We start from the raw sequence: 25,938 nt of genomic DNA, 5'->3' as shown, positions 1-25,938 counted from the left end.
CGCCGGCAGCACGGGGATCACACCCCGTAGAGCGACTCGATCTCCAGGTCGAAGTCGAGGCCGCGCTGCTGGAACCAGGTCAGCGGGTTCTGCGGCACGCCGCCCACGTGCACTTCCAGGTGCAGGTGCGGGCTGCGGGACAGGCCGGTGTTGCCCAGCAGCGCGAGCTCGTCGCCTGCCGCCACCTGCTGGCCGACCTTGACCAGGACCTGGCTGGCGTGGGCGTACACGGTCTGCACGCCGTCGCCGTGGTCGACGATGACCGAGTTGCCGAACGCGCCGTTCCAGCCGGCCTGCACCACGGTGCCTTTGTGCACCGCCGCGAAGGGCGTGCCCTCGGGCAGACCGGTCAGGTCGATGCCCTGGCGCGCATCGCCGTGGCGGGTGCGCAGCTCGTACTCGTGCAGCGGCAACACCCAGGCGTCGGCGGTCTCGGCCGCCTTGGTCTCGGTGCGCTCGTCGGCACGGTTGGCACGGTCGGCGGCGTCGGCACGGGCCCCCAGGCCCGGGGACTGCACGTAGGCGGCGACCTCACCGGCGACGGCGTCGGTCTTGGCGTCGTCGACGGCCGCCCCGGTGCCGAGCGCCACCGCCCCGGCGCCGACCGCGGCGGTCGCGAGCACGGCGGCGTACCTGCGGCGCGAGGGTACCGGTGCGCGGCGGCGACCGCGGTAGCGTTCGCTCTCTTTCAGCAGCTCTGGCCGGTAGGTCACGCACACTCCATAGCTGTCGTCTGGTCTCCGGAAAGGCTCCGGAGTCTGGGTCACCCATGTGAGGCGTCCACCAACGTAACCAGCCTCAGGGATGCCGCCAAACCCGATCCGGTCACCGTACGGCCACATACTGTAACGACAACGGCCGATGTCGCAGCCCCGGCGGCAGTCTGCGGCCCGGGCCCGCCGTCACGAAAAGTGACGTACGTCTCCGCAACGGGTGGAGCTTCGGCACGCTCAGGACGTTCGCGGGGCGATGCTCCAGAGGCCGAGCCGCTTCCCGTCGTACACGCAGGCGATCCGCTGCCGGGTGTGGAAGCAGCGCTGCAACCCGGCCGGCAGCGTGCCCAGCAACCGGACCTCGCCGTCCTCGATCCGGGCGACCTGGACGCCGTCCCGGGCCGACCGCATCAGCAGGGCCTCGCGGCTGTCGTCGAACGCGAGCTGCACCTCCCATCCGGTCAGGTCGCGCAGCGTCCTGCCGTCGGCCAGGTCGATCAGACGATCCGCGGGCACGCCGAGCCGCGCCGACCCCGTCGGCCGGACCGTGATCGCCCCCTGCGCGCTCGGCAGCACGTCCACATCGGCCGGCAGCCGGTGACGCACCGCCAGGGTGTCGCGGTCCAGCACCGCCAGCGGCGTACGCCGGCCGCTGCTGTCGTCACCGACCTGGCACAGGTAGCCGCCGCACGTGAACCGCACCGGCTCGGGGACCGTCGGCAGCGGGCTCAGGGTCCGGCTGTCGTACCGCGCCTCCAGATATGAGCCGTCGGGCAGGCGTGCCGACAGCACGACCTTCCCGCCGTACACCGAAGCGGACTCGACCCCGCCGGGCGGGAACGCGACCCGGCCGGTGCGGAGCACACGACCGTCGCGCAGGTCGTACACGGTGACGTCACCCTGCTCGGAGATCGACCACGCCTCCCGAGTCGTCTCGTCGACCGAGGCGAACGGCGTGCCCCGCAAGACCCACCGCACCCGGCCGGTGTCCAGGTCGCGCACCGTCATCTCCGCCGGGTCGAACGTGGGCACCCCGCCTGCCTCGTCGAACGAGCCGTGGACGACGAACGGCGGGCTCTCCAGCGCGTACCGGCCGACGAACCAGACGTACTCGGACACGCTCCAGCGGACGGCTCCGGTGTTCAGGTCCACGACGGTCGAGGACGAGGCGCCACTTTCGAAGTCCTCGACGACCAGCGCCACGTCGGGCACCTCCGGCGGGACCCTGAGGTCGCGGTGGCGGCCCGTCGGGTACGGCGACCGCCAGCGCGGCGAGCCGTCGTCGAGCGCATAAGCCGACAGCGCCCCGTCGGCGCGTACCACGAGCAGGTCACGCACCGGATCGACGGTGCCGCTGAACACGCCGTCGGCGCCGCCCAGCGCCAGTACGGCGACCTCCGCGAGCGGCCGCGGCACGGGCGTCGCGGCACCCAGCGCGCCGGTCAGCAGCAGCGCGACGGCAGTGGCCAGCGCTCTGAAATGGCGGGCCGGCCTGGGCAGATCCGCGTAGGGCTCCGGATGGGCCCAGCCCGCACCCAGTTCGATGATCTCCCGTTCCACGCGCGCAGATTAGCCCAACCGTTCCCCGTCGGTGGGTCCCGATCGGCCCGGCGGTCGTCGGCGACGGATTTCTGTCGCCGTACGTACGTACGATGCAACGGTGAGATATCGATGGCCGTGTCCGTGAAGGACGGCACCGTCCGAGGTGAGGCCTCCGATGTGGAAGGAGCGCGTGTTGACCACCACCTCCCACGACCTCCGCGTCGCCCGGACGCATCCGGCCGGCCGGGCCGCGCTGCACGCCGCCAGGCTCACCCGCCAGCTGGCCATCGCCGACCTCGCCGGCGCGCCGGGCTGGACCCGCCTGCTCGACGTCGCGGCCCGGCATCCCGGCCGCGGCGTCGACGACCTCCTGCTGATCGCCCGCCAGCGTCCGGACGCCACCGACCTGGGGACCTACGACCAGTGGCGGGCACGGGGAGCGCACGTGCGCCGCGGCGAGCGGGCCGTCGCGCTGCTCCAACCGCTCGATGAGGGCGGATTCGACGTCGTCAGGGTCTTCGACGTCACCCAGACCGACGCGATGCCCGCTCCGCACCGGCCCGCGTACGACCTGGTGCGGGTGGTGTCGGCGCTCGCGGCACTGGCCGACGGGGTGGGGCTCGCCGTGCGGCTGGGCCGGGGACTGGCCACCGCGGCGCATGTCGACGGCGACCGGCTCGATCTGGCCGCCCACCTGCCACTGTCGGCGGCCGCCGGACATCTCGTCCACCACCTGGCCCGGCGGCTGCTGCCCGCGGGGCCGGTCCGCGACGTGCAGGCCGCCGGTGTCGCCCACGTGGTGGCACGGCGGTTCGGCCTGCAGCCACCCGGCGTCGCCGCCCCGGAATCCCGCCACCGGGCTGCGCCGTCGGTCCCGTCCACACCTGACGAGGCCGTGGCGACGGTATCCGTGATCACCGGTCTGTCCGACGCGTTCACCGACCGGCTGGAGCACGCGCTGGAGCGGCGCTCCGCTGCCCCGCCCGCACCGGCTCCAAAACGCCGCAACCCGCGCACCGCCGCGCAACGTCGGCGGGCCAGGGCGGCAGACGCGGCATCGGACGCCGCGCCGGTCGACCGGGCGGCCCTGTACGCGGCCAACGCCGCCGCGGCGGAGTTCTACGCCGCCCAGCTGCCGGTGAGCCACCCGGCGGCCGCGTACCTGCGGTCGCGGGGCATCGCCGCCGCCGCGCCCCGCAGCGACTGGCAGCTGGGCGTCGCACCCGCCGGCGGTGACGTCCTGCTGCGGCACCTGCGTGCCCGCGGCTTCACCGATCAGGTCCTGCTGGCAGCAGGCCTGGTCGCCGCCGGCCGGCTGGACGGCGGCCTGTACGACCTGTTCCGGGACCGGCTGGTGTTCCCCGTCCACGCGCCCGACGGCCAGGTCGCCGGATTCACCGGCCGGGACCTGTCCGGGCGGAGCCCGGCGAAGTACTTCAACACCCCCGAGACGGCGGTCTTCCACAAGGGCAGGCTGCTGTTCGGGCTGGCCCCCCAGACACTGGGCCAGGGCCCGCCGGACCGGTTCGTCGTCGTCGAAGGCCCCACCGACGCGATCGCCGCCCAGCTGATCTACCGCGAGCTGGAGGTCGAGGGCGTACGCAGCGTGGTGGTGGCCTCGTGCGGCACCGCGTTCACCCGGGCCCAGTTCGCCCTGCTGGACCGCCTGTCCGGTCCGGACACCGCCCTGGTCATTTCGTTCGACGCGGACGCTCCCGGCGCCAAGGCGCTCGACCGCGCCTATCCGCTGGCCGTCACCTGGGCGCACGGACCGGTGTCCGGGACCGGGCCGACCGGGTTCAAGGATGTCTCGGAACTGCTGGCGGCGCGGGAACCCGGTGACGCGCTGCTCGACCTGCTGGCCGCCGAGCGGCCCCTGCCGGTGCTGGGGGTCGGGCATGCGCTGGCCAGGGCGTTTCCCGAGCGGTTCAACGCCGCGTGGCCGGAGGACCGGGTCCGGGCCTTCCGGGCGGTCGCTCCGTACCTGCTCGACGCGGTCGGCCAGGATCAGGTGGAGCTGGTGGTGCAGGCGGCGGCCGAGCGGCTCGGGCTCGCCCCGCACGAGATCAGCGAAGGCGTGGTGGCGCACTTCGCGACCGAGCGCGACTGACCGGCCGGATGCGGCGGGTCAGTGCTCGTCGTTGAGGACGCTGCTGACGCCGCGCAGCTGCGCGGCGTACGCCGCGGCGAGGAGGCCGGCCGGCATGAGGCTGGTGAGCAGCCGCACCGGCGCGGGCACGGGCTTGTTGGTGCGTTCGCTGACCGCGCGCCGGGAGACCTTGCGCACCCGCGGCGCGCGCAGCCGCTCGTAGCGCCGCAGCGCCTCCGGAACCGCCGCGGGCGTCGCGCGCAGCACCCGGCTGAGCACCCAGGCGTCTTCGAGCGCCTGGTTGGCCCCTTGGGCCTGGGTAGGCGGGAAGGCGTGCGCGGCGTCGCCGAGCAGCGTCGCGCCGCCATTTCCCCACCGGTCCGGAATGCGGTGGGTGACGTGCCGGAACGCCTCCATGTCCGCATCGCCGATCTTCGCCAGCAGCGCCGAGACCAGCGGGCCGTATCCGGCGAACCGGTCGGCGAGCACGGCGGCCGGTGCGCCCGTGATCGGCTCGTGCACATCGAACCACCACTGGAGCAGCCCGTCGCCTGAGGGCAGCATGCCGACGAGCCCGGCCGGGCCGACGACGCAGACCCCCGTCGTGCCCCCGGCCAGCTCGGGGACGACCGCGGTCAGGCCCTGCCAGGTGGTCCATTCGTTCTCGGTGGCGGGGGTGTCGTCGAGGACCGCCCGGCGTACGGCGGAGCGGTGGCCGTCCGCGCCGACCACGACATCGGCCTCGTGGCGTGCACCGGTCGCGTCGGTCACGGTCACGCCGTCGGGGCGGACCTCGACGTCGACGACCTGGCGGGAGAACTCGACGTCGACGCCCTGCGCCAGGTGCTCGACGAGCCTGGCCCGGGGCGTGCTCACGACCCGGAAGCCGGTGCGGCGCGCGACGGCTGCCAGGTCGGCGTTGACCATCGTCTGCCCGGCGGCGGTGTCGAACCGCAGGGTGTCGAGGCGGCCGCCGAAGTCCCCCAGCGGCGCGCCGAGGCCGGCGAGCGCGGCGGCGCCGTTGCTGAAGATCGTGAAGGCGGCGCCGCCGGTCCGCAGTGCCGGGGCGGCTTCCAGCACGCGTACTCGGTGACCGGCGCCGATGAGGCCGCGGGCCAGCGCCAGGCCGCCGACACCGCCGCCGGCAATCAGGATCTCCACGACACTCCTCCGTTAACTACGATCGTTGTACAACGGATGGTGCCATATGATGGCCGGGTGCCACCACCCAACGAACAGCGGCGGGCGCTGCTCGCGGACGCCGCCATCGAGCTGCTCGTCGAGTCGGGCGTGCACGGGGTCACCCACCGGGCCGTCGACCACCGGGCCGGACTGCCGGCCGGCACCGCGTCCAACTACTTCCGCACGCGCGACGCCCTGCTCGTGGCCACCGCCCAACGGGTCATCGAGCAGCATCAGGCCGACATGGCAAAGGCCGCGCGCAGCACTGCCGCACCCGGGTCCCGCGACCTCGACGACCGGGCGCTCACGATCGAGTTGATCGCCGGCTCGCTGCTGCTCGCCGCGGGCCCGCACCGCAACCGCTATCTCGCTATCTTCGAGCTGCGCCTGGAGAGCCTGCGCCGGCCCTCGCTGGCAGCGGCGATGGACGAGCTGACGGCCGTGATGGCCGCCTTCACCGGCGGCCATCACGCGCAGGTCGGGCTGGCGATCCCGCCGACCGCGATCCCGGCGCTGCTCGTCGCGTACGGCGGGGCGCTGTTCGCGCTGGTGACCGGCCCGGCCGAGCTGGTGACACCGGAGGCGGTCCGGCCACTCGCCGTCGCCGTCGTCGACGGAGGGCTCGCCGCGGCGCGAGACGCCGTCCCCTAGGACGTCAGGCGGGCGCGGAAGAAGTCCCGGACGTCCCCGGCGAGCAGCTCCGGCACCTCCATCGCGGCGAAGTGGCCGCCGCGGTCGAACTCCGACCAGTGCCTGATGTCGTACAGCCGCTCGGCCAGCGGCCGCACCGACTGCGTGATGTCGTGCGGGAACACCGCCACACCGACCGGCACCGGGCACGGCTCGACTCGGCGCGGCGTATCCCGGTGCAGCCGCGCCGACGAGGCCGCGGTGGCGGTCAGCCAGTACAGCGAGATGTCGGTGAGCATCCGGTCGTCGCTGATCGGCGAGCGGGGGTCGGTCCACTGGGCGAAGCGCTCGGCGATCCAGGCCAGCTGCCCGACCGGGGAGTCGGTGAGCGCGTAGCCGATGGTCTGCGGGGTGGTCGCCTGCAGCAGCTGGTACGCCGGACGGTTCGCCAGCAGCTGCCTGACCTTGTCCAGCCGGGCTTCGTCCGTGGCCGACAGTTCGATGCCGGCGTCCGGGACCGGCCGGGTCGGCAGGTAGTTGACGTGCACCCCGACCACCCGCTCGGCAGCGATCGCGCCGAGCGCCAGGGAGATGCCCGAGCCGAAGTCGCCGCCCTGCGCCCCGTAGCGCTCATACCCGAGACGGCGCATCAGCTCGGCCCAGGCGCGCGCGACCCGGACGATGTCCCAGCCGCGCTCGTGGGTCGGGCCGGAGAAGCCGTACCCCGGGATGGACGGGATCACCAGGTGGAAGTCTCGTGACAGCGGCTCGATGACGTCGAGGAACTCCAGGAACGAACCGGGCCAGCCGTGGGTGAGGACCAGGGCGAGCGCGTCCGGGTTCGCGGAGCGGACGTGGACGAAGTGGATGTTCTGGCCTTCGATCTCGGTGGTGAAGTGCGGCAGCTCGTTGAGCGCGGCCTCGTGCTCGCGCCAGTCGTAGCCGGTGCGCCAATGTTCGGCCAGCTCCTGGAGCCGCGCCAGGGGGAAGCCGTAGTCCTGGCCGGCGTCGGCGACCTCGTTGGGCCAGCGGGTGCGGGCGAGCCGGTCGGCCAGGTCGTCGAGGTCGGCCTGCGGGATGTCGATGCGGAACGGCTTGATCATGGTGCTGACTCCCAGGGGTTCATCGCATAAACGTTCAGGCGACTAACGTTTGTTGCCCGAACGATACCAGAATCGTTAGTCACACCAATGATTCGTTAGACTCGTCACATGGAGAACCCGTCCGAGCAGCTGCCCGCCCGCTGGGAGAACCTGCCCAGCTGGCTGCTGACCCAGACCGCCGCCCACGCGCACCGCCTGGTGACGGACGGGTTCTCGGCCGTGGGCGCGCGCGGGTACCACTACCGCCTGCTGGCGACGCTGGAGGAGTTCGGCCCGGCCAGCCAGGCCGCGCTCGGCCGCCGCAGCGGCATCCACCTCAGCGACATGGTCGCGACGATCAACGAACTCGCCGAGCGACAGCTGGTCGAACGCGCCCCGGACCTCGCCGACCGGCGCCGCAACATCATCTCGCTGACCACGGCAGGCCGGCGGCAGCTGCGGCGGCTGGAGAAGCAACTGGCCGAGTGCCAGGACGAACTGCTGGCTCCGCTGTCACCCGAGGAGCGGCAGCGGTTGACCGAGCTGCTGGCCCGACTGCTGGACCACCACAACGGGCACACCGGCACCCCCGAGGAGCAGTGGCGCGACTGAACACGACACCGGTCAGACGTCCTGCTCCGCGGCGAGCCAGGTGAGCGTGTCCGTTTCGGACATCGGCCTGGCGAACAGATAGCCCTGCCCGTAGGTGCAGCCGGTCGCGGCGGACGCCTGGCGCTCGCGTTCGGTCTCGATGCCCTCCGCCACGACGTCGAGGTTCAGCGCCCGGGTCAGGGTGACGATGCCCTCCACCAGATCCCGCTGCCTACGTGAGGTGGCCAGCCCCCTGACGAACAGCCGGTCCAGTTTGACGATGTCGAGTGGTATCTGCCGCAGGTAGCCCAGGGCGGAGTAGCCCGTGCCGAAGTCGTCGATGGCCACCCGGGCGCCCTTGGCCCGCAGCAGTTCGAGTGCGTGCCACACCTTGTCGTCGTCGCGCAGGAGCAGACTCTCGGTGATCTCCAGGACGACCCGATGCGCCGGCAGTCCGGTCGCGGTGAGCAGGCGCGCGAAGCTGTCGACGAAGTCGTCCGAGCGGAACTGGTGCGCCGAGACGTTGACGCTCACGTAGGGCGCACGGACCTGGGCCCCGGCGTGCCACCGGTCGGCTGCCCGCATCGCCGTCGCCAGCACCCATTCACCGATCGGGACGATCAGCCCGGTGTCCTCGGCGATCTCGATGAACTCGCCCGGCGGTAGCCGGCCGTAGGTCGGGTGCTGCCAGCGCAGCAGGGCCTCGAACCCGACGGTGCGGCCGGTGCCGAGGGCCACGATCGGCTGGTACTCCAGGAACAGAGCCCCCTCACCGACCGCCCGGCCCAGGTCCGCGCGCAGTTGCGCATGCCGCATCTGGTCGGTCGTCGACGGCTCGTAGCGGTGCCACTTGCCGCCGCCGTCGGATTTCGCGGCGCGGAGTGCCTGGTTGGCGTTGCGGAGAAGTTCGTGCGCGCTGCCGGCGTGCAGGGTCGTGGCGACGCCGACACTGGCGCGGCAGGCGACCACCGTCCCGCCGCTGGTGCGGATGGGCAGGGAAAGCGACCGGCAGAGCCGGACCGCGGTGTGCTCCACGTCCGCCACGGTGTCGGCGTCCTGGACGAGCGCGGCGAACTCGTCGCCGCCGAATCTGGCCACGACCCCGCGCTCGCCGATGAGGTCGCTAAGCCGGCGGCTCACCTGGCGCAGGACCTCGTCCCCGACGACGTGGCCGAAGCCGTCGTTGACGGACCCGAAGTCGTCCAGATCGACGAGCAGGACGGCGGTGGGCCCGATGTCCGCGGCGACCGCGTGTTCGGTTCGCTCGGCGAACAGCACCCGGTTGGGCAGACCGGTCAGGGAGTCGTGGAACATGCGCGCGGTCAGGTCGTGTTCGAGCCGCCGCTGGGCCGTCACGTCGTGCAGGGTCAGCGCCACGTCCCGCGACGCGTCGCCCGGTCGCAACTCCCGGCAGGTGACCTCGACTACCGGCGTACGGCCGTCCAGCGCCTGGATGGTCCAGTCCGCACGGCCCTCCCCCCGATCGGCGCCGCCGGCGCGCACGTGCCGCAGCAGGAACTCGGCCGCCGGTCGCTGCACGGAGTCGAGGAAGTCGAGCAGCCTGGCATGGCGGAGCGCGGATGTGCCGAAGACGTTTCCGGCCGACGGGCTCGCGTACCGGATGCGGCCGTCCCCGTCGATGATCAGCACCACGTCGTGGGTCTGCTCCATCAGCGCTTCGACTTCACGGAAGCTGCGGTAGCGGCTCACCTCGGCGGTCAGCCGGATCCGCTCCATCGCGAGGGCGGCCTGCGCCGACATGGCCTCCAGCGCCGGCCGCAACGCCGTCCTCGCCGCGGTGTCCCGGTCGACCAGGAGGATGCCGACCGGCCCCGCCGCAGGCGTGCTCGCCTCGATCGGCAGGAGCGCCACGGGTTCGCCCTCGCCCGGCCGATGGTCGCCGGACCCGGCGGAGTCCTCCGGCAGCCGGATGCGCAACTCGTGCGAGGCGCCGACAGGGGTCAGCCGCGTGACGGCCCGGTCCAGAGCCGCGACGACCTCCTCCGCGCCCGCTGCCACGGCCAGTTCCGCCGCGGCATCACGCAGCACCCGGTCGACTTCAGGCGGCTGCGGGAACACGTCTGGCCGGGACCTTGGCCAGTGCCCGGCCTGCCGCGTCGGCGAGCCTCTCCAACGTGGCGACCTCGCCGGAGGTCGCCTGGTGCAGGTCCGCCCAGTACGCGCCGATCGCGCCGACCGGCGACCCGTTCACCCGGATGGGCACCATGAGCAGGCTACGCACGAAGGTCGGACGGTACGCCGCCTGCGGGATGCGGCTGTCCGTCCGGATGTCGGGAATGGCGACGGTCTGGTCGTGGAGCATCGCCCATCCGCTGATGCACGACGTGGCGGGGAAACGCTGCCCCGCCCACAGCGGGCTCATGGCGTCCTCGTACAGGTAGTGGCATTCGCCGTGCTCGAGCTGGACCACGGTCATGCCCTGTGCCCGGACTGCCGCCCGGGCGCTGCACCGAAGAGCGGTCTGGACGTCATCGACGGTTTTCGCCTCATCCAGCATGTCGATCGCCCAATCTATGGGACTGACCGAATCAATATGCATCATCCGCCCCTCCCACGTGTGGCTTGGCAAATATAAATATACCGGGCGAAACCGGGGTGCACCGCCGCCCACCGCCACTCGCCATCAGTTGACGCCACATCGACGCCGGGTTGCGCCGCGGCGGCCGGCAACGCCACCGGGTCCGCCCGCACGGCGACCAGTCAGCCCGGAGCGCTCGCCCCGGAAGTGGGACTGCTCGCCCACCTGTGAGGCTTTCGCCGTTGTTCGGCGTACCGCCGACCGCGGCACCGCCCGGCTACCCGGGCTGGGCGATTCCTGCCTGAGCGGCCGCCGCCAGCCTGCGCTAGCGGGCCGCCGAGACGCAGAACTCGTTGCCGTCGGGATCGGCCATCGCCACCCCGCCGGGCTCGCCGCCGCCGGACTCGATGCGGGTCGCGCCGAGGGAGAGCAGGCGGTCGATCTCCGCCTCCCGATCGCCGAAGGCGGCCGGAGCGAGTTCGAAGCGCACGCGGTCCCTGCCCTCGCGCGGCATGTACGGCGGGCCACCCCAGGTGATCTTCGTGCCGCCCCGCGGCGACTGGATCGCGGTCTCCTGGTCCTGGTCCCAGACCAGCGGCCAGCCCAGTGCCCGGCTCCAGAAGTAGCCGACCTCCTGCGATCCGTCGCAGGCCAGGTCTCCGATGAACCCGCAGCCGGCGAGGAAGTTGTTGCCCGGTTCGATGACGCAGAACTCGTTGCCCTCGGGGTCGCCGAGCACCACATGCGTGTCCTGCGGGCTCTGGCCCACGTCGACATGCCGTCCGCCGAGCGCGAGCGCCCTGGCCACCGTCTCGTGCTGGTCCTCCAGGGAGGTGCTGGTCAGGTTGAAATGCATCAGGTTCCGGCTGGTCCGCGCCTCCCGGGTCGGGACGAACCGGATACGGAATCCGATGTCGTCACCGGGTAGCAGGGTGACGCCGTCGTGCGGATCCTCGATCAGCTCCCTTCCCAGCACACCGGACCAGAACCGCCCGACACGCAGTGGTTCGAGCGCGTCGAAGCTGACCGCGAACAGTTGACTCGTCATCTCTGCTCATCTCCGATCCGCGGCCTGGCCGCCGCCGACAGGACGCCCTGTCAGCTCATACGGGACCCTAAACATGAGTCGACGTCGCGCGCAGCCGAGTATCCGGCGTCGGCGCGGCCGGTGCGGTACAGCACCGGCCGCGTCAGGTGGCTTCCCCCCGGAACCGGATTTCAGCTCACGGCCGCGCCGAACCAGCGGGGCAGGTGTGCGAGCAGGTCCTGCTGGTCGTCACCGGCCCAGGCGACATGGCCGTCCGGCCGCAGCAGCACGGCTGGCACGTCGAGTTCCTCGCTGACGTCGACGACGTGGTCGACCAGATCCGCCCAGCCGGCGACCGACAGCCGGCCGGTCTGGTCGAGCAGCAGCCCGCGGCCGCCGTGCAGCAGCCCGTACAGCCGTCCCCGCTTCAGCTGGACGTCACGCAGCCGCCGCCCGAGCAGCTCATGGCCGTCGCCGAAGTCGTAGCGGACCCCGATCGCGGTGAGCTTCTCGATCAGGTGCCGGTTCACCTGCTCGAAATCCATCAGCTCCGACACCAGCCGCCGCACCGCCTGCGCCCCCGGCTCGGTGGACATCAGCTCCATCTGCGCGCGGGTGTTGTTCAGCACGTCCTCGGCCACCGGATGCCGCTCGGTGTGATAACTCTCCAGCAGCCCCTGCGGCGCCCATCCGCCGACCTCGGCGGCCAGCTTCCAGCCCAGGTTGAACGCGTCCTGGACGCCCAGGTTGAGGCCCTGCCCGCCGGCCGGCGGGTGGACGTGCGCGGCGTCCCCGGCCAGCAGCACCCGGCCGACCTGGTAGCGCTCGGCCTGCCGGGTGGCGTCGCCGAACCGGGACAGCCACCGCGGCGAGTGCACGCCGAAGTCCGTGCCCGCGATCGCCCGCAGCTGCTGCTTGAACTCGTCGAGGGTCGGCGGGGTCGCGCGGTCCTCGGCCACTCCCTCGGCGGGCACCACCACACGGAACACGCCGTCCCCGATGGGACCGAGGCCGAACCGCTTCTGGGTCTTGCGCACCTCGGCCACCACGGCCGCCACCGCCTCGGGCGTCTCGGTCGCCTCCATCTCCCCGAGCAGCGTCTCGTTCCTGGAGGGCTCGCCGGGGAAGGCGACGCCGAGAAGTTTGCGCACCGTGCTGCGGCCGCCGTCGCACCCGACGAGGTAGCGCGAGCGCAGTCGCGTGCCGTCGGCGAGTTCCGCGGTCACCCCGTGGTCGTCCTGGCTCAGCCCGACCAGTTCGCTGCCGCGCCGGATGTCCGCGCCCAGCTCGGCGGCGTGTTCGGCCAGCAGGCGGTCGGTGACGGGCTGCGGGATGCCCAGGACGTAGCCGTGCGCGGTGTCCAGCCGTTCAGGCGCGGGCTTGTCGATGCCGGCGAAGAAGCTGCCGACCGGGTACTGCTTGCCGTGCGCGAGGAAGCGGTCCAGCAGGCCGCGTTGGTCCATCACCTCGATGCTGCGCACGTGCAGGCCGAGCGAGCGGACGAACGGGGCCGGCTGCGCCTCCTTCTCCAGCACCAGCACCTGCACGCCGTGCAGCCGCAGCTCGGCGGCCAGCATCATGCCGGTCGGCCCGCCGCCGACGACGATCACGTCGATCATGAATCCCCCACTTCGACAAAACACCCGTGTTTCACAATTCCCGGATTTCCACAGGTTCTGACTTCGGGTGGAGATTCTGCATGAGCACCCCGGTCTTGCCGCAAGACCCCCAGTGCGGTATAAGTTAAGAGTGGCAGGGAAGCAAAGTCTTCCTTGCCTTCGTTGTTTTCGTCCCCAGTGGACGGACCGGCTCCTGTCGAAGCGGTGACTCGCCCCGCACGACGGATGCCCACTGTAGATCTCGCCGGGAAGCCCGGGTGTTTTCACTGCTCGCAGCGTGTCCGAACACCGGTGTCGCGCGCCGGTGCCGTAGAAAGGACAAAACCCGGCGAAAACAGTTGTAGACTCCCAAGGTAAACTTGAACTGTTCCAGATGAGGGCACCTTGACCGCATGACGTCCGACTTCGAGGCGCAGTTGCGGGCGGTCTCGCTGCGCGTGACCCGGCCCCGGCTGGCGGTGCTGGCCGCGCTGCGCGACCACCCGCACATCGACACCGAAACGGTGATCGCCCTGGTGCGAGCCGAGCAACCGGCGGTCTCCCACCAGACGGTGTACGACGTCCTGCGGGCGCTCACCGACACCGGCCTGGCCCGGCGCATCCAGCCGGCCGGCGCGGTGGCCCGGTACGAGTCCCGGGTGGGCGACAACCATCACCACGTCGTGTGCCGGTCCTGTGGGGCCATCGCCGACGTCGACTGTGCCGTCGGCGACGCGCCCTGCCTGACCGCCTCGGACGACCACGGCTTCACGGTCGACGAGGCGGAGGTCGTGTACTGGGGCACCTGCCCCGGCTGCACGACCGAACGTTCTTCCCAGTGATCCGCCAGTACGGAGGAAGCAAATGAGCGACACCCAGGACAACACCCCCGCCAGCGCGCAGGGGGTCGACCAGAAAGCAGCAGCCGGCTGCCCGGTCGCGGGCGACTCGGTGACCGCGCACGGCAGCGAGAGCGAGAACCCGGCGATCCCGTCGCCGACCCCGAAGACGGGCGGCCGTCCGCGCACGAACCGTGACTGGTGGCCCAACCAGCTCGACCTGTCCGTGCTGCATGCCCACTCGGCCAAGGGCAACCCGCTGGGCGAGGACTTCAGCTACGCCAAGGAGTTCGCCAAGCTCGACGTCGAGGCGCTCAAGCGGGACATCACCACCGTCCTCACCACCTCGCAGGACTGGTGGCCGGCCGACTTCGGCCACTACGGCGGCCTGATGATCCGGTTGAGCTGGCACGCCGCGGGCACCTACCGCACCCACGACGGGCGCGGCGGCGCGGGCGACGGCGGGCAGCGGTTCGCCCCGCTCAACAGCTGGCCGGACAACGCCAACCTGGACAAGGCCCGGCGGCTGCTGTGGCCGGTCAAGCAGAAGTACGGCCAGCAGATCTCCTGGGCCGACCTGCTCGTGCTCGCCGGCAACGTGGCCCTGGAGTCGATGGGCTTCAAGACCTTCGGCTTCGGCTTCGGCCGCCAGGACGTCTGGGAGCCCGAGGAGATCTTCTGGGGTCCCGAGGACGCCTGGCTGGGCGACGAGCGCTACGTCTCCGAGAAGGAGATGGCCGCCGGGGTCGGCGCGACCGAGATGGGCCTCATCTACGTCAACCCCGAGGGCCCGAACGGCAACGCGAACCCGGCCGCCGCGGCGCACTTCATCCGCGAGACCTTCGGCCGGATGGCGATGAACGACGAGGAGACCGTCGCCCTCATCGCCGGCGGCCACACCTTCGGCAAGACCCACGGCGCGGCCGTCGCGGCCGACCACGTCGGCCCGGAGCCCGAGGGCGCGCCGCTGGAGGCGCAGGGCCTGGGCTGGCTGAGCAGCAGCGGCACCGGCAAGGGCGCCGACACGATCACCAGCGGTCTCGAGGTCACCTGGACGGACCGGCCCACGCAGTGGAGCAACCGCTTCTTCGAGATCCTCTTCGGCAACGAGTGGGAGCTGACCACCAGCCCCGGCGGCGCGAAGCAGTGGGTCGCCAAGGACGCCGAGGCGATCATCCCGGACGCGCACGACCCGGCGAAGAAGCACAAGCCGACGATGCTCACCACCGACCTGTCGCTGCGCGTCGACCCGGCGTACGAGCAGATCTCCCGGCGTTTCCTGGCCAACCCCGACGAGTTCGCGCTGGCCTTCGCCAAGGCCTGGTACAAGCTGCTGCACCGCGACATGGGTCCGGTCAGCCGCTTCCTCGGCCCGTGGGTTCCCGAGGCCCAGCTCTGGCAGGACCCGGTGCCGGCCGTCGACCACCAGCTCGTGGGCGACGCCGACATCGCCGCGCTGAAGACCAAGGTCCTGGACTCCGGCCTCACCGTCGACCAGCTGGTCTCCACCGCGTGGGCCGCGGCCGCGAGCTTCCGGTACACCGACCGGCGCGGCGGCGCGAACGGCGCCCGGCTGCGCCTGGAGCCGCAGCGCAGCTGGGAGGTCAACCAGCCCGCGCAGCTCGCGACGGTCCTGCAGACCCTCGAAGGCATCCAGCGGGACTTCAACGCCGCCGGCGGCGCGAAGATCTCGCTGGCCGACCTGATCGTGCTGGCCGGCTCGGCCGCCGTGGAGAAGGCGGCACGCGACGGCGGAATCCCGGTGACGGTCCCGTTCCACCCGGGCCGCACCGACGCCACCCAGGAGCAGACCGACGTCGAGTCCGTCGGCTACCTGGAGCCACGTGCCGACGGGTTCCGCAACTACCTGCAGCCCGACGAGAAGCAGCTGCCGGAGGTGCTGCTCGTCGACCGCGCGTACATGCTCAACCTGACCGCGCCGGAGATGACCGTCCTGGTCGGCGGCCTGCGCTCGCTCGGGGCCAACGTCGGCGGCGTCAAGCACGGTGTGCTGACCGACCGGCCCGGCGTGCTCAGCAACGACTTCTTCGTCAACCTGCTGTCCCCGGGCACCCGGTGGAAGGCGGCGGAGTCCGGCGAGAACGTCTACGAGATCCGCGACGTGTCCACCGACCAGGTGAAGTGGACCGCCACCGCGGTCGACCTCATCTTCGGCTCCAACTCGCAGCTGCGGGCGCTCGCCGAGGTGTACGCCAGCCAGGACGCCCGCGAGAAGTTCGCGAAGGACTTCGTCGCGGCCTGGACGAAGGTCATGGACCTCGACCGGTTCGACCTGAACTGATCGAGTGGCCACCGGCGGGCCCGGCCGATCCATGGTGATCGGCCGGGCCCGCCGGTCCGTGCTCAGCCGGTCGCCGATTTGGCCAGCATGTAGTCGAGCCGTGCCAGCAGGTGGCGGGCGACCTGCTCGCCGGTGGTCCACTCGAATGCCGGGTCGGGCCGGCAGTCGTTGCGTTTCGCCTCGTCCATCAGCTGCCACTGCGCCGACGTCGACACCGTGGCCTCGCCGTGGACGGTCATGCCGGCCTCGCTCATCGCCTTGACGCGCAGCCCGAAGGAGTCCGGGTACGTCACGGCGGGGTGGGTCATGGCCAGCACCGGAATCCGGTTCCACACCAGGTCGCCGATGACGGTGCCGTTGGCGTTGGCCACCACCAGGTCGGCCGCGGCGTAGTACTTCTCCGGTTCCGCGGTGAACCCGGCCCAGACGACGTCTGCGGCCCGGTCATCGGGCACCGGGCAGAACGGCTCGGCCAGCACGAACAGCCGATGTCCGGGCGGCGCGTGCTCCAGCCACGTGCGTACGGTGAGTTCCGCGATCGCGGTGTTGTCGACCATCGCGGTCATCCCGCCGATGGTCAGCACCACGATCGTCTCCGACGCCGCGGCTCCGAGCGCGGCGCGCGCCGCCTCGCGGTCCACCCGGAACTCCTCGACCACCGGCCCGAACGCCTGGATCGGGTTGGTGACGCCGAACGGGCCCGGGTGGGCGACGGAGAAGTCGAGGAGCAGGATCTCACCGGCCTGGTCCAGGATCGGATCGGATTCCGGTGCGCCCAGCTCGGAGTAGAACCAGTCGGTCAGCAGGATCGCGCGCCGCCGCCAGCGCTTGACGCAGTACACCAGCGACCACACGACCTCGTCGGCGACGACCAGGTCGAACGGGTCGTGCCGGTCCATCAGCGCCCAGACCCGCGCACCGGCCGCCGGGGTCATGTCCTCGTGGTCGCCGATGCCCATGTCGATGCAGGACTCGCCGTAGAGGTCCAGGTAGACCGCGGCGCTGCCGGAGGCCATCACCTGGATCTCGACGTCGGGCCGCAGGGCACGCATGGCCCTGATGATCCGCAGGTCCCTGGCGGCGTGCCCGAAGCCGTGGCCGCGCGCCAGGAACAGCACTCTTGGGCCGGCGCTCACGCGGTTTCCTCCTGGAGTCGGTGGCGCAGCAGCTCGAGGGTGCCCAGCGCGGCGGTGAACGGCGGCGGCCCGTGCGCGTCGTCGCGGCCGGTGGTGAAGCTGCGCACCGGCACCGGTGGCAGCACGGTGACCGTCGGCCGCTGCGCCAGCGCGGCGACGTGCGCGGCGGTGACCGGGCTGGCCCAGCCGCCGGGCGGCAGCGCCGGGGCCACCACGACCGGTGCGGCGCTGCACTGGATCGCCAGCAGGCTGGGCGAGTCGGCCAGGCCGAGCGCCAGCCGGGCGAGGTAGTTCAGGCCGGCCGGGTACACCATGACCGCCTGCGCCCACTGCTGCCAGGTCACGTGCACTGCCTCAGCGAGCGGCCCGGCCCATTCGTCCACGGCCGCGGCCCGGCCGGTGATCGCGCCGACCGCGGTCGGGGTGAGGAACTGCAGCGCCGACCGGGTCAGCACGACCTGGGTCTCCAGCTCCGGGTAGGCCATACGCAGCCAGGCGAGGTCGCGGGGCAGGAAGGCGGCGTTCAGCGAGCCGGTGGCGACCAGCAGCAGCCGCCGGAAACCCAGGGCCGGCAGCCTGGGGTCGGCGGACGGGGTCGAGTCGTCCATTCACACGTCCTGTCCGGGGAGGGAACCGATGACGATCTCGGCCACAGCGGACACCTCGTGCGGGTCCAGGCCGGACGCCTCGGCGAAGTCCGCGGCGTCGCCGCTGCCGACGGCGCACGCGCCGAGGCCCATCGCGGTGGCGCACAGGTACACCGACTGCAGCGCCACCCCGGCGTTGCGCAGCGTCAACGAGTACGCCAGGTCGCCGTATTTGCGGGTGGGCCGGTCGAAGCGCGCCGCGAGGCTGATCAGCACCTGCGGCACCGACACCCGGTTGATCGCCAGGTAGGCGGCGTTGACCAGCCGGACCAGCGGCACGGTGTCCCGGTTGACGACGGCGAGCGCGTGCCGGTCCGGCAGGTAGCGGTAGACGCCGGGGGCCAGGCCGTGGCAGGCGCGGACCGTGAGGTAGTAGTCGAGTTCGTGCATCGCCCCGGCCGAGGGCGCCGGCCGCAGCGTGTACGAGTAGGAGCGCTCGTCGGCGGGGTCGGCGGGCAGCCGCTGCTGGATGCGCGCCACCCGGTGCAACAGCTCCCCCAGTTGCGCCACGGCCAGCGGCTTGTCGCCGAACCGGCGTACCGAGCGGCGGGTCTCCATGACCTCGGCCAGCGGCGGGTCGGTGCGGCGCAGCGCCGCCTGGTCCGGCACGGGCAGCGCGATATCGGTGTCGGCGGCAGGCCCCGCGGGCGGTTCGTCCAGGGTCCCGGGTGCGGGTGTGCGCAGTTCGACCAGGCCGTTTCGGCTGCGGGTATGCGTCCACACCGCGTGCGTCGGGCGTCCGGCCGCCGGGCCGGGCGCGGTGACCAGGCCGACCGCGGCCAGCAGGCGCAGCAGCTGGGAGCCGCCCGGGGCGAGCCGGGCGACCGCCGCCGCGTCGATGGGCGCGCAGAGTCCCGCCACCACCGCCGCCAGCTCGGGCCGATGCAGCTCGACGACGGTCCCGTCGTGGGCGGACTCGACCACGGCCCGGTCGTCGAGCCGCCGCAGCAGCGCGCACGGCGACAGCTGTACCGGCTGGTCGTCGGCCGGCTCGGCGTCGGGCCGCAGCTCGGCGAGCCGGGAGCGGATGCGGGCAGTGGCCAGGTCGCCGTTCTCGTCGGCGCAGCCCAGGATGAGCACTCCGGCGGTGAGCAGCCGCCGGATCAGCGCGTCGATCCGTCCGGCCGCAAAGGGCCCGTGCGCCCGCAACTGCTGCCAGGTCGTGGGCCGGCGCAGCGCCTCCAGCACGGCCGCCACCGACCCGTCCGCGTCGTGCAGCGCCACCGGGTCGCGGCCCTTGCCGATGATCAGCAGGTCGGCGGTCGTGGTGGTTTCGGTGGTCAGCCCGTCGTCGAGGCGCAGCGTGATCATTGCCGCTAGATGTTCCGAGCATGGCGGTGTCCGGCCCGGACGGCGTCGAGCATGAGTTCGCCCAGGGGCTGTTCAAGGCTGTCGAGCACCTCGCGGGTGGCGACGGGGTGCAGGTGCGCCTGCGGCAGGGTGGTGAAGACCCGCCGCATCACCGGATCCGCCAGCAGGGCTTCCAAGGCTGCCTCGTCGGTGGCCGGGAACCGGCTGGGCAGCGGTGTGCCGTCGGGCTGGTAGAGCCGGACCGACGGCAGGGTCAGGCAGACGCCGATCGCGAACGGCGTCAGCCACAGCCGGTCGAGCATGTCGTCGGCGAGCAGCGCGTGCTGCCGCCGCCAACGGTCAGTGTGCGCGCGGGCCAGTTCCGTCACCGCCGCCGGGTCCAGGCCGGTGTCGGCCAGCCACTGCTCGGTGGCCCGGATCGACCAGGGCAGTCCCCCGTCGTCCAGCGGCTTGCGCAGCGCGAAGTACGGCCGGGAGCCGAAGTCGGGCATCTGGTAGTGCGCGAACGTCGGCAGCAGGTCGGCCACGCCCAGCAGCGCGTCCGCGCGCGGCTGCGGCACGTCGTCGGCGAAGCAGGCCGAACGGCGCGGGCCCTGGTGCAGGTTGCCGGTGAGGCTGTCCGGCGAGTCGTGGTCGATGAGGTTCGGGATGCGGCAGATGGCGGCGACGTTGCGGTCGCGGAGGAAGTTCATCAGCGCCACGTCGTCGGTGGGGGTCCATTCGCGCAGGTTGCGGGTGGCGGCCTCGCCGAACTCGCGGGCGACCTGCGCGGGCAGGACCAGCGCGACGCTCGGCACGTACTCGTCCACGACTCCCGCCCAGGACCCGCCCGCGAGGGCGGCCATGCGCAGGTGGTGGGCGGTCATCGAGGTCCACTCGGTGAACAGCGCCAGGGCGGCGTGCGGGTACTGCCCGATCGCGGCGTGCACAGCCTCGGCGAAGCCCCGGCATGGCACGGCGTCGTCCTGCAGCACCAGGTGGTGGGTAGCGTTCTCGGGTACGAACGACCAGGCCACCGCGGCGGTGCGCAGCGACGACGGCGGCCCGTGCGGATCGGGGTCCACGACGATGTCGGGCTTGAGCTCGGGCAGGCTGTCGGCGAGCGCCTCGGCGAGGGCGAGCCGGCTCGGATGCGCCATGATCACAGTGGACAGTTGGTATTCGGTCATGGGGCTTCCTTGCCGGTGACGGTGGTCAGGTGGGTCAGCGGTCCGTTCACGGTCGCCAGTGGCCAGGCAATGGTTTCGTCGTCGCAGGTCACCTGATGCAGACTCGTGCCGAGCCGGGTGGCGAGGTGGTGCGAGACGACACCGGCCGCGACCGCGAGTGCCCGGTGGTCGGCGGCCGAGGCGGTGGCCGGTCCGCCGAGCAGCACGGCGACGTCGGCGGCGAGGTGCGCCAGCGGCGGCGGCTGCGGGTCGGTCCGGTGGAGGTATCCCGCGGCGTCGACGCAGTACGTGCCGACCGGGATGCCCGCCAGGCCGAACACGGCGACGCAGGCGGTCAGCGGCTCCGGTGAGGCCGCCAGGGATCGGATGACGATGGCGCCGATGTCGTCGGCGGGCCTGGCCCGGCGCGGGCCGGTGACGTCGAGTCGCAGTGCGGCGCTCAGGGCGGTGTCCTTGGGCTGGATCGTCATCAGGGCCGCTCCGGGTAGATGCCGACGACGGCCGCGAGGTGTTCCCCGCCGTCGTGCAGTTCCAGCAGCTCGGACAGGGCCGGATCGACCGTGTCGGCGAGCACGGCGCGGTGACCGGCGGCGACGGCCGCGACCGCCCGACCGGCGGCCAGGAACGCCCGGCGCAGGCTCTGTGCGGCGTAGGCCGAGGTCAAGCGCGTGGTCGCGGAGACGAACACGAGCACGGCCACCGGGGCGTCCGGCAGTCCGGCGATCGGCGGGGCGGCGCTGAGGTCGCCACGGGTGGCGATGAGCGCCTGGGTGGCCGGTGACCAGCGGTGGACCGGAAACGCCAGGCCGGGCGCACCGATCAGGTAGGTGTCGGCGTAAGGCCGGGCCGTCGCCGCCGTCAGCAGCGTCCGCAGCCAGGACGGGACCTGGTCCAGTGGCACCCGGGGCGAGGACGCCAGGTCGGTGTCGGCGGTGGCGGGGACCGGCCGGGCGCTGGTCACCTGCCAGGAAGCCCGCCGGTTCAGCCACTCCAGCCGCCCGAGCACGCCGTCGTCGGTCATGGCGCAGGTGCGGCACGCGGCTGAGGGCGTGACCTCGTGGATGGTGCGGCTGAGATCGACGGTGTCGATGCGGTGCATTCGGCGGCCGGTGACCGGATCGGCGAGCCGGGTCAGCAGGCCGACGGCCTCGGCCACGGCCAGCCCGCTGAGCAGTTGCGCCGCCGCCTGCCCGAAGGTGCGGGACCCGGCTGCGCCGTCCGTCAGGAAACAGTCCGGGCAGGTGGTTTCCGCTCCGGTGAACAGCGGCCCGAGTTCGACACCGCGGTCGTCGCCGCCGATGCGGAGCACCGGCACGCCGGTGGCGGCGACCTCGGCGAGCCGGTCGTCGGTCGCGATGGCCAGCGCCGCACCGGGAGTGGGGTCCGCGGTGACCGTGCCGATGCCCGATTGCGCCAGGTCGGCAGTGAGCAGGTCGCCCAGCGGACCTGCCGTGGCGACCACGACGGTGGCTTCGGCCAGCTGTTTGCGCAGCTCGGCCGGACGGTTGTGGCTGCCCGCGGCCGCCAGGGTGCGGGACAGGAAGGCGTCGGCGGCGTCGCCGTGCTCGGCGGGGCCGTCGTGGAGCAGTCCGCTGCGGTGCAGCAGCGCCACGGCCTGGGCGACCTGAGCGACGGGCACCCCTGCCTCGTCGGCGACCGCGGCGAGGCCGGTGCGGCCGTCCAGCAGCGGCAGCAGTCGCGGCAGCAGCTCGTGGGCGGCGGCGCCGGTGAACAGCCGTCGGCTGGGACCGCCTTCGATCAGCAGGCCGTCCTCGGTGCTGATGACGGCGAGGCCGGTCGCCAGCGCGGGATGCGCGAGCCGGCTCACGTCAGTGCTCCTTCCGGCAGCCGGTGCACGGTTTCGGCGACGGCCGCGGCCAGCCGGGGGTCTCCCCAGGTGTCGGCGACGCCGCAGTGCGGGCAGCCGTGCCTGGCGATGACGTCGACGCGGCTCACCATCATCGTGGCCAGGTCGACCATGGTGGTCATGCCGGGTTGCGGGCTCTGCAGCATGAGCCCGACGAGCGCTTCGGCGATGCGCAGGTGGTGCGGCAGATGGCCGTAGACGCCGAGGTCGTCGTCAGCGCGGTACGCGGCCAGCAGCGCCGCACGGTGCCGCGACTTGGGATCGTGCTGCTCGCGGCGGAAGCTGTAGCAGTCGTGGCACGGCCCGCCAGGGGCCACCCACGGGCCGATGATCAGCCGCGGGTGCTCCACGACCACGGGCAGCCAGCCGATCCCGGCGCGGTGCGCGAGCTCGTCGAACCGCTGGGCCCGGTCCGGGTCGGGCCGCCACGACACGAGCACCATGGCTCGCGCGTCGCCCGGTTGCGGCCGGTCGGCGTCCAGTGCCGTCGCGCCCGCGGCCAGCAGGCGGGACCGCACGGCGTGGCCGAACTCCCCCACCGCGGCGACCGCGGTCTCGGTCAGGCGAACGGTTGCGGCCACGGGTTCTGCTCCTGTTCCGGGGAGGCCGGCACGCCCATCGCCGCCGGCGCCTCGTTCAGTCGGGGGTGGGCACGGAACTGCGCCAGCGGGTTCAGGGACATGGGCTGCAGCCGCGGCACCACCACGGTCAGCGCGACCAGCCCGACACGGCGCAGCTCGGCCGAGGTCCGGTCGACGCACACCGCCTGCGCCCCGAGCCGCCGCAGCTGCTCCAGCACCACCGAGGTCGCCTGATGCGGATCCGCCGGAAGTTCCAGGCAGCTGTCCGAGGTGGGGCGGTGCGCGAGGTCCTCGGTGAGGAAGCCGAAAGCTTCGGCTCGCTGCGCCACGGCCATGTACCGCGCGCCGTCCATGATGTCGGTGAACCTGGTGTCGCCGTCGACGGGCGCCGTGCCGTGCGGGAACAGCTGCCGGATGTTGGCGATCTCGATGAGGGCCTTCTCCGCCGCGTCCGCCAGGGTGCGCCCGGTCGCCGCGCCGACCAGGTTGGCGGCCTCTGCATCGTGGGGGGCCTGCTGCAGCACGTACACCGTGGGGATGCCCAGGTCGGTGGTGGCGTTGAACAGCACGTTGTCCAGGAAGCGGCGGCGGCCGTGGTCGAGCAGGTAGCGCACCGCCGGGCTGAACCCGGCGGGTCCGAGCAGCGGCAGCCGCAGCCGCCGCAGCCAGGTCACGGCGATGGCGTCGCGTTCGATGACCTCCATCAGCCCGCCGAGCAGGGCGCGCTGCGGTTCGACGTGGACGGCGTACCCGGTGGAGATCTGGAAGACGAAGCGTTCGGCCGGTTCGGGGTGCAGCCCGTAGCAGGCCATGACGGCGGGCACCCAGGTCGGTTCGCCGGACATCAGGTCGGTGCCGCGCATCCAGCGGATCTCCGTGCCGGGGTCGGCCGGGACGAGGTGGCAGTCGGGGTGCGCATATTCGGCGTCTGAGCAGCGGGGCAGGCCGGTCAGGTCGAGGACCGCGCCGGGCAGTTCCGCGGCGGTGGCCCGGACGGTGTCGGCGTCGGGGTAGCTGCCCACGTACCGTTCGGCGGCTTCGGCGATCGCGACGGTGGTGGCGAGACCGGCGTCGAAACCGCGCCCGGTGCCCAGCTGCGGGCTGCCGCCGTGGTGGCCGGTGTGCGAGTCGCCGCTGGACGCGACGACGTGGCTGAGCCGGTCGAGGCCGCGGTCCGGCAGCAGCGGCCGCAGTCCGCTGACCACGCCCAGCGGGCTGACCAGACTGACGAGATCTGCGCTCATTGACATTCCTGTAACAAAGTCCACAGGGGACGCGACGGTGACCCGCAGTGGCCGACCACCGTCGCGTGTTCGTTTTAGACGGTCAGCAACCGCAGCCGCAGGCGCACCCGCAGCCGCAGCCGGTGACGGGGGCGAGCTCCGGGTCCTGCGGGGACAGCTCACCGGCGTTGCGCATGATCTCGGTGACGAGCTGGTCCCAGTCGCCGGTGGAGACGTCCTGGACGTCCAGGTCGAGGTGGTTCATTCTTCCTCCAAACCAGATCTGTTAACAAACCTTGCTGAGACCGTAGCAGCCGCTCCACGGCAACGGAAGACTCAAATAGATCACTACGGACCGTGACCGGGCCCGCGCTCAGCCCTCGCCGACAACCGTCACACCGCGTAGTGCTCGACCAGATCGGCGAGGATGTCACGGGTCCGGTGCAGCGCGTCGAGCTGAACCTCGACCCGGTTCAGTTCGGTGCGCAGCCGCTCGGCCAGCCACGGCGTACGGATCGCCTCCTCGGAGATGCACGGCAGCACGTCATGGATGGTGCTGCTGGACAGTCCCGCCTGGAGCAGGGACTGGATCAGCCCGACGCGCTCGACCGCCGAGGCGGGATAGTGCCGCTGGCCGCCGGTGCTGCGCTCGCTGGCCAGCAGGCCTTGCTGCTCGTAGTAGCGCAGCGATCGCGTGCTCGCGCCGGTCGCCGCGGAGAGGTCGCCGATCCGCATCCCTGTATCTCCCGTCACAAGACTTGCCTCTGACATCAATGTCAGGTTTTAACGTAGCGCCATGACCGCGACAACCGCTCTCCTGGGCTCGCTGCTGGAGCCGACGACACTGGCCGGGCTGCCGTTGAGCAGCCGTTTCGCGATGGCTCCGATGACCCGCTTCCGCTCACCCGGAGGCGTGCCGACCCCCGAGGTGGCCGCGTACTACCGGCGGCGGGCCGAGCACGGCATCGGGCTGATCATCACCGAGGGCGTGCTGGTCGACCATCCGAGCGCCGGCCACGAGACGACCGTGCCGCGGTTGACCGCCGGCCCGGCCGAGCAGGGCTGGCGGTCGGTGACCGAGCAGGTGCACGCCGCGGGCGGCCGGATCGCCGCGCAACTGTGGCACCTGGGCAGCGCACGCGAACCCGTGGACGGAATCGCGGCCTGGACCCCGTCCGGCGTGCCCGGCGACACCCACCCGATCACCCTCGCCGAGGCCGACGTGCTGCTCGCCGCGTACGCCGATGCCGCCGCCGTCGCGGTCCGGGCGGGCTTCGACGCCCTGGAGATCCACGCCGCGCACGGCTACCTGCTCGACGAGTTCCTCTGGCCGCACACCAACCGCCGCACCGACCGCTTCGGCGGGTCGCCGGCCGCGCGTGCGGCGTTCCCGGCGGAGGTGATCTCGGCGGTCCGCGCGGCGATCCCCGCCGACCTGCCGCTCATCGTGCGGTTCTCCCAGTTCAAGGAGCGGGACTACGCCGCCCGGATCGCGGACTCCCCCGCCGAACTGGCGGTGATCCTCAACGCCTTCGCCACGGCCGGCGCCGACGTGCTGCACGCCTCCCAGCGCGACTTCGCCGCTCCGGCGTTCGCGGGCTCGCCGCGCAACCTGGCCGGCTGGGCCAAGCACCTCACCGGGCTGCCGTCCATCACCGTCGGCTCGGTCGGCCTGACCCGCGGCTTCCTGGGCTCCGCCACGCAGCGCGAGCTGGTCGACCGGCTCGATGCAGGCGAGTTCGACCTGGTCGCACTCGGCCGTGTCCTGCTCGGCAACCCGGAGTGGGTGACGCATGCGGCGGCCGGGCGGCTCGACCTGATCCGGGACTACCGAAAGTCCGATGAGGACAGGTACTTCTGAGCCGGGGCG

General features: G+C 72.4%; 24 protein-coding genes. 6 read left to right on the top strand and 18 right to left on the bottom strand.

The annotated features are described in order from the left end of the window. Window positions 1-17: 17 nt before the first annotated feature. Window positions 18-713 (bottom strand): M23 family metallopeptidase, encoded by a 696-nt coding sequence (locus F6W97_RS01250; protein WP_230686306.1) that lies wholly within the window; start codon window positions 711-713, stop codon window positions 18-20. 237 nt (window positions 714-950) lie between these two features. Beyond that, window positions 951-2,273, bottom strand: coding sequence for a PQQ-binding-like beta-propeller repeat protein (locus F6W97_RS01245; RefSeq protein WP_155368233.1), 1,323 nt, complete (start codon window positions 2,271-2,273; stop codon window positions 951-953). Between the two features lie 175 nt (window positions 2,274-2,448). Here F6W97_RS01245 and F6W97_RS01240 point away from each other — a divergent pair, with 175 nt between their 5' ends. Continuing rightward, the gene (locus F6W97_RS01240) at window positions 2,449-4,365 is read left to right on the top strand and encodes a toprim domain-containing protein (protein WP_155368232.1); all 1,917 of its coding nucleotides are present in this window, start codon (window positions 2,449-2,451) and stop codon (window positions 4,363-4,365) included. 18 nt (window positions 4,366-4,383) lie between these two features. Here the strand turns inward: F6W97_RS01240 and F6W97_RS01235 are convergent, their stop codons facing one another. Then, window positions 4,384-5,505, bottom strand: coding sequence for an FAD-dependent oxidoreductase (locus F6W97_RS01235; protein ID WP_155368231.1), 1,122 nt, complete (start codon window positions 5,503-5,505; stop codon window positions 4,384-4,386). A 57-nt stretch (window positions 5,506-5,562) separates the two neighbouring features. Between F6W97_RS01235 and F6W97_RS01230 the strand changes: the two genes are divergently transcribed. Further along, entirely contained in the window at window positions 5,563-6,177 is a 615-nt protein-coding gene (locus F6W97_RS01230) for a TetR/AcrR family transcriptional regulator (protein ID WP_155368230.1), read from the top strand. Here F6W97_RS01230 and F6W97_RS01225 read toward each other — a convergent pair. Next, window positions 6,174-7,259, bottom strand: coding sequence for an epoxide hydrolase family protein (locus F6W97_RS01225; protein ID WP_155368229.1), 1,086 nt, complete (start codon window positions 7,257-7,259; stop codon window positions 6,174-6,176). The two genes, F6W97_RS01230 and F6W97_RS01225, sit on opposite strands and share 4 nt — an antisense overlap. A 108-nt stretch (window positions 7,260-7,367) precedes the next feature. Between F6W97_RS01225 and F6W97_RS01220 the strand changes: the two genes are divergently transcribed. Next, window positions 7,368-7,850, top strand: coding sequence for a MarR family winged helix-turn-helix transcriptional regulator (locus tag F6W97_RS01220; protein WP_155368228.1), 483 nt, complete (start codon window positions 7,368-7,370; stop codon window positions 7,848-7,850). Window positions 7,851-7,862: 12 nt separating this feature from the next. Here the strand turns inward: F6W97_RS01220 and F6W97_RS01215 are convergent, their stop codons facing one another. From F6W97_RS01215 to rox, 4 genes are all read right to left on the bottom strand, one after another. Beyond that, the gene (locus F6W97_RS01215; RefSeq protein WP_155368227.1) at window positions 7,863-9,908 is read right to left on the bottom strand and encodes a putative bifunctional diguanylate cyclase/phosphodiesterase; all 2,046 of its coding nucleotides are present in this window, start codon (window positions 9,906-9,908) and stop codon (window positions 7,863-7,865) included. Further along, complete coding sequence (locus F6W97_RS01210) at window positions 9,889-10,347, bottom strand: GAF domain-containing protein (protein ID WP_230686305.1); 459 nt, start codon at window positions 10,345-10,347, stop codon at window positions 9,889-9,891. The genes F6W97_RS01215 and F6W97_RS01210 overlap by 20 nt, the downstream gene beginning before the upstream one ends. A 346-nt stretch (window positions 10,348-10,693) precedes the next feature. Next, on the bottom strand, window positions 10,694-11,416 hold the full coding sequence (locus F6W97_RS01205; RefSeq protein WP_155368226.1) for a VOC family protein: 723 nt from the start codon (window positions 11,414-11,416) through the stop codon (window positions 10,694-10,696). A 170-nt stretch (window positions 11,417-11,586) separates the two neighbouring features. Next, window positions 11,587-13,014, bottom strand: coding sequence for a rifampin monooxygenase (gene rox / locus F6W97_RS01200; protein ID WP_155368225.1), 1,428 nt, complete (start codon window positions 13,012-13,014; stop codon window positions 11,587-11,589). Between the two features lie 392 nt (window positions 13,015-13,406). On the opposite strand from rox, the gene F6W97_RS01195 reads away from it, so the two are divergent. Together F6W97_RS01195 and katG are read left to right on the top strand one after the other, a co-directional pair. Continuing rightward, on the top strand, window positions 13,407-13,835 hold the full coding sequence (locus tag F6W97_RS01195) for a Fur family transcriptional regulator (RefSeq protein WP_155368224.1): 429 nt from the start codon (window positions 13,407-13,409) through the stop codon (window positions 13,833-13,835). A 22-nt stretch (window positions 13,836-13,857) separates the two neighbouring features. Then, window positions 13,858-16,134 (top strand): catalase/peroxidase HPI, encoded by a 2,277-nt coding sequence (gene katG, locus F6W97_RS01190; protein WP_155368223.1) that lies wholly within the window; start codon window positions 13,858-13,860, stop codon window positions 16,132-16,134. 62 nt (window positions 16,135-16,196) lie between these two features. On the opposite strand, the gene F6W97_RS01185 is transcribed toward katG, so the two are convergent. The 10 genes from F6W97_RS01185 to F6W97_RS01140 form a co-directional block, all read right to left on the bottom strand. After that, complete coding sequence (locus F6W97_RS01185; protein WP_155368222.1) at window positions 16,197-17,270, bottom strand: hypothetical protein; 1,074 nt, start codon at window positions 17,268-17,270, stop codon at window positions 16,197-16,199. Continuing rightward, window positions 17,267-17,878 carry a flavoprotein gene (locus F6W97_RS01180; RefSeq protein WP_155368221.1) on the bottom strand — a complete coding sequence of 204 codons (612 nt, stop codon included), beginning with the start codon at window positions 17,876-17,878 and terminating at the stop codon, window positions 17,267-17,269. Before F6W97_RS01180 ends, F6W97_RS01185 begins: the two co-directional genes overlap by 4 nt. Further along, window positions 17,879-19,228, bottom strand: coding sequence for a SagB family peptide dehydrogenase (locus tag F6W97_RS01175; protein ID WP_155368220.1), 1,350 nt, complete (start codon window positions 19,226-19,228; stop codon window positions 17,879-17,881). A gap of 5 nt (window positions 19,229-19,233) precedes the next feature. Next, window positions 19,234-20,397 (bottom strand): hypothetical protein, encoded by a 1,164-nt coding sequence (locus tag F6W97_RS01170; protein WP_155368219.1) that lies wholly within the window; start codon window positions 20,395-20,397, stop codon window positions 19,234-19,236. After that, on the bottom strand, window positions 20,394-20,867 hold the full coding sequence (locus F6W97_RS01165; protein ID WP_155368218.1) for a hypothetical protein: 474 nt from the start codon (window positions 20,865-20,867) through the stop codon (window positions 20,394-20,396). Before F6W97_RS01165 ends, F6W97_RS01170 begins: the two co-directional genes overlap by 4 nt. Further along, entirely contained in the window at window positions 20,867-22,225 is a 1,359-nt protein-coding gene (locus F6W97_RS01160; protein WP_155368217.1) for a hypothetical protein, read from the bottom strand. Before F6W97_RS01160 ends, F6W97_RS01165 begins: the two co-directional genes overlap by 1 nt. Continuing rightward, window positions 22,222-22,845, bottom strand: a complete 624-nt coding sequence (locus F6W97_RS01155; RefSeq protein ID WP_155368216.1) for a TOMM precursor leader peptide-binding protein — start codon at window positions 22,843-22,845, stop codon at window positions 22,222-22,224. The genes F6W97_RS01160 and F6W97_RS01155 overlap by 4 nt, the downstream gene beginning before the upstream one ends. Continuing rightward, window positions 22,824-24,089: a YcaO-like family protein gene (locus F6W97_RS01150; protein ID WP_155368215.1), complete on the bottom strand. Its 1,266-nt coding sequence runs from the start codon at window positions 24,087-24,089 to the stop codon at window positions 22,824-22,826. The genes F6W97_RS01155 and F6W97_RS01150 overlap by 22 nt, the downstream gene beginning before the upstream one ends. A gap of 82 nt (window positions 24,090-24,171) precedes the next feature. Beyond that, window positions 24,172-24,333 carry a hypothetical protein gene (locus F6W97_RS01145; RefSeq protein WP_155368214.1) on the bottom strand — a complete coding sequence of 54 codons (162 nt, stop codon included), beginning with the start codon at window positions 24,331-24,333 and terminating at the stop codon, window positions 24,172-24,174. A 128-nt stretch (window positions 24,334-24,461) separates the two neighbouring features. Continuing rightward, the gene (locus F6W97_RS01140; protein WP_155368213.1) at window positions 24,462-24,803 is read right to left on the bottom strand and encodes a MerR family transcriptional regulator; all 342 of its coding nucleotides are present in this window, start codon (window positions 24,801-24,803) and stop codon (window positions 24,462-24,464) included. A 61-nt stretch (window positions 24,804-24,864) separates the two neighbouring features. Here F6W97_RS01140 and F6W97_RS01135 point away from each other — a divergent pair, with 61 nt between their 5' ends. After that, a complete protein-coding gene (locus F6W97_RS01135; RefSeq protein ID WP_155368212.1) occupies window positions 24,865-25,929 on the top strand; it encodes an oxidoreductase in 1,065 nt (354 codons plus the stop codon). The last annotated feature ends 9 nt before the right edge of the window (window positions 25,930-25,938 follow it).

The organism is Catellatospora vulcania (assembly GCF_009720385.1).
In the GTDB taxonomy this organism is placed as follows: domain Bacteria; phylum Actinomycetota; class Actinomycetes; order Mycobacteriales; family Micromonosporaceae; genus Catellatospora; species Catellatospora vulcania.
The sequence above is the reverse complement of the archived record's forward strand: the minus strand, read 5'-3'. Positions and strand labels throughout refer to the sequence as shown.

Excerpts from the sequence above, each read along its gene's own strand:
- F6W97_RS01225 (WP_155368229.1), bottom strand. The coding sequence starts at position 7,259 with ATGATCAAGCCGTTCCGCATCGACATCCCGCAGGCCGACCTCGACGAC.
- F6W97_RS01220 (WP_155368228.1), top strand. The coding sequence starts at position 7,368 with ATGGAGAACCCGTCCGAGCAGCTGCCCGCCCGCTGGGAGAACCTGCCC.
- F6W97_RS01210 (WP_230686305.1), bottom strand. The coding sequence starts at position 10,347 with ATGCTGGATGAGGCGAAAACCGTCGATGACGTCCAGACCGCTCTTCGG.
- F6W97_RS01205 (WP_155368226.1), bottom strand. The coding sequence starts at position 11,416 with ATGACGAGTCAACTGTTCGCGGTCAGCTTCGACGCGCTCGAACCACTG.
- rox (WP_155368225.1), bottom strand. The coding sequence starts at position 13,014 with ATGATCGACGTGATCGTCGTCGGCGGCGGGCCGACCGGCATGATGCTG.
- F6W97_RS01195 (WP_155368224.1), top strand. The coding sequence starts at position 13,407 with ATGACGTCCGACTTCGAGGCGCAGTTGCGGGCGGTCTCGCTGCGCGTG.
- katG (WP_155368223.1), top strand. The coding sequence starts at position 13,858 with ATGAGCGACACCCAGGACAACACCCCCGCCAGCGCGCAGGGGGTCGAC.
- F6W97_RS01180 (WP_155368221.1), bottom strand. The coding sequence starts at position 17,878 with ATGGACGACTCGACCCCGTCCGCCGACCCCAGGCTGCCGGCCCTGGGT.
- F6W97_RS01175 (WP_155368220.1), bottom strand. The coding sequence starts at position 19,228 with ATGATCACGCTGCGCCTCGACGACGGGCTGACCACCGAAACCACCACG.
- F6W97_RS01170 (WP_155368219.1), bottom strand. The coding sequence starts at position 20,397 with ATGACCGAATACCAACTGTCCACTGTGATCATGGCGCATCCGAGCCGG.
- F6W97_RS01165 (WP_155368218.1), bottom strand. The coding sequence starts at position 20,867 with ATGACGATCCAGCCCAAGGACACCGCCCTGAGCGCCGCACTGCGACTC.
- F6W97_RS01150 (WP_155368215.1), bottom strand. The coding sequence starts at position 24,089 with ATGAGCGCAGATCTCGTCAGTCTGGTCAGCCCGCTGGGCGTGGTCAGC.
- F6W97_RS01145 (WP_155368214.1), bottom strand. The coding sequence starts at position 24,333 with ATGAACCACCTCGACCTGGACGTCCAGGACGTCTCCACCGGCGACTGG.
- F6W97_RS01140 (WP_155368213.1), bottom strand. The coding sequence starts at position 24,803 with ATGCGGATCGGCGACCTCTCCGCGGCGACCGGCGCGAGCACGCGATCG.
- F6W97_RS01135 (WP_155368212.1), top strand. The coding sequence starts at position 24,865 with ATGACCGCGACAACCGCTCTCCTGGGCTCGCTGCTGGAGCCGACGACA.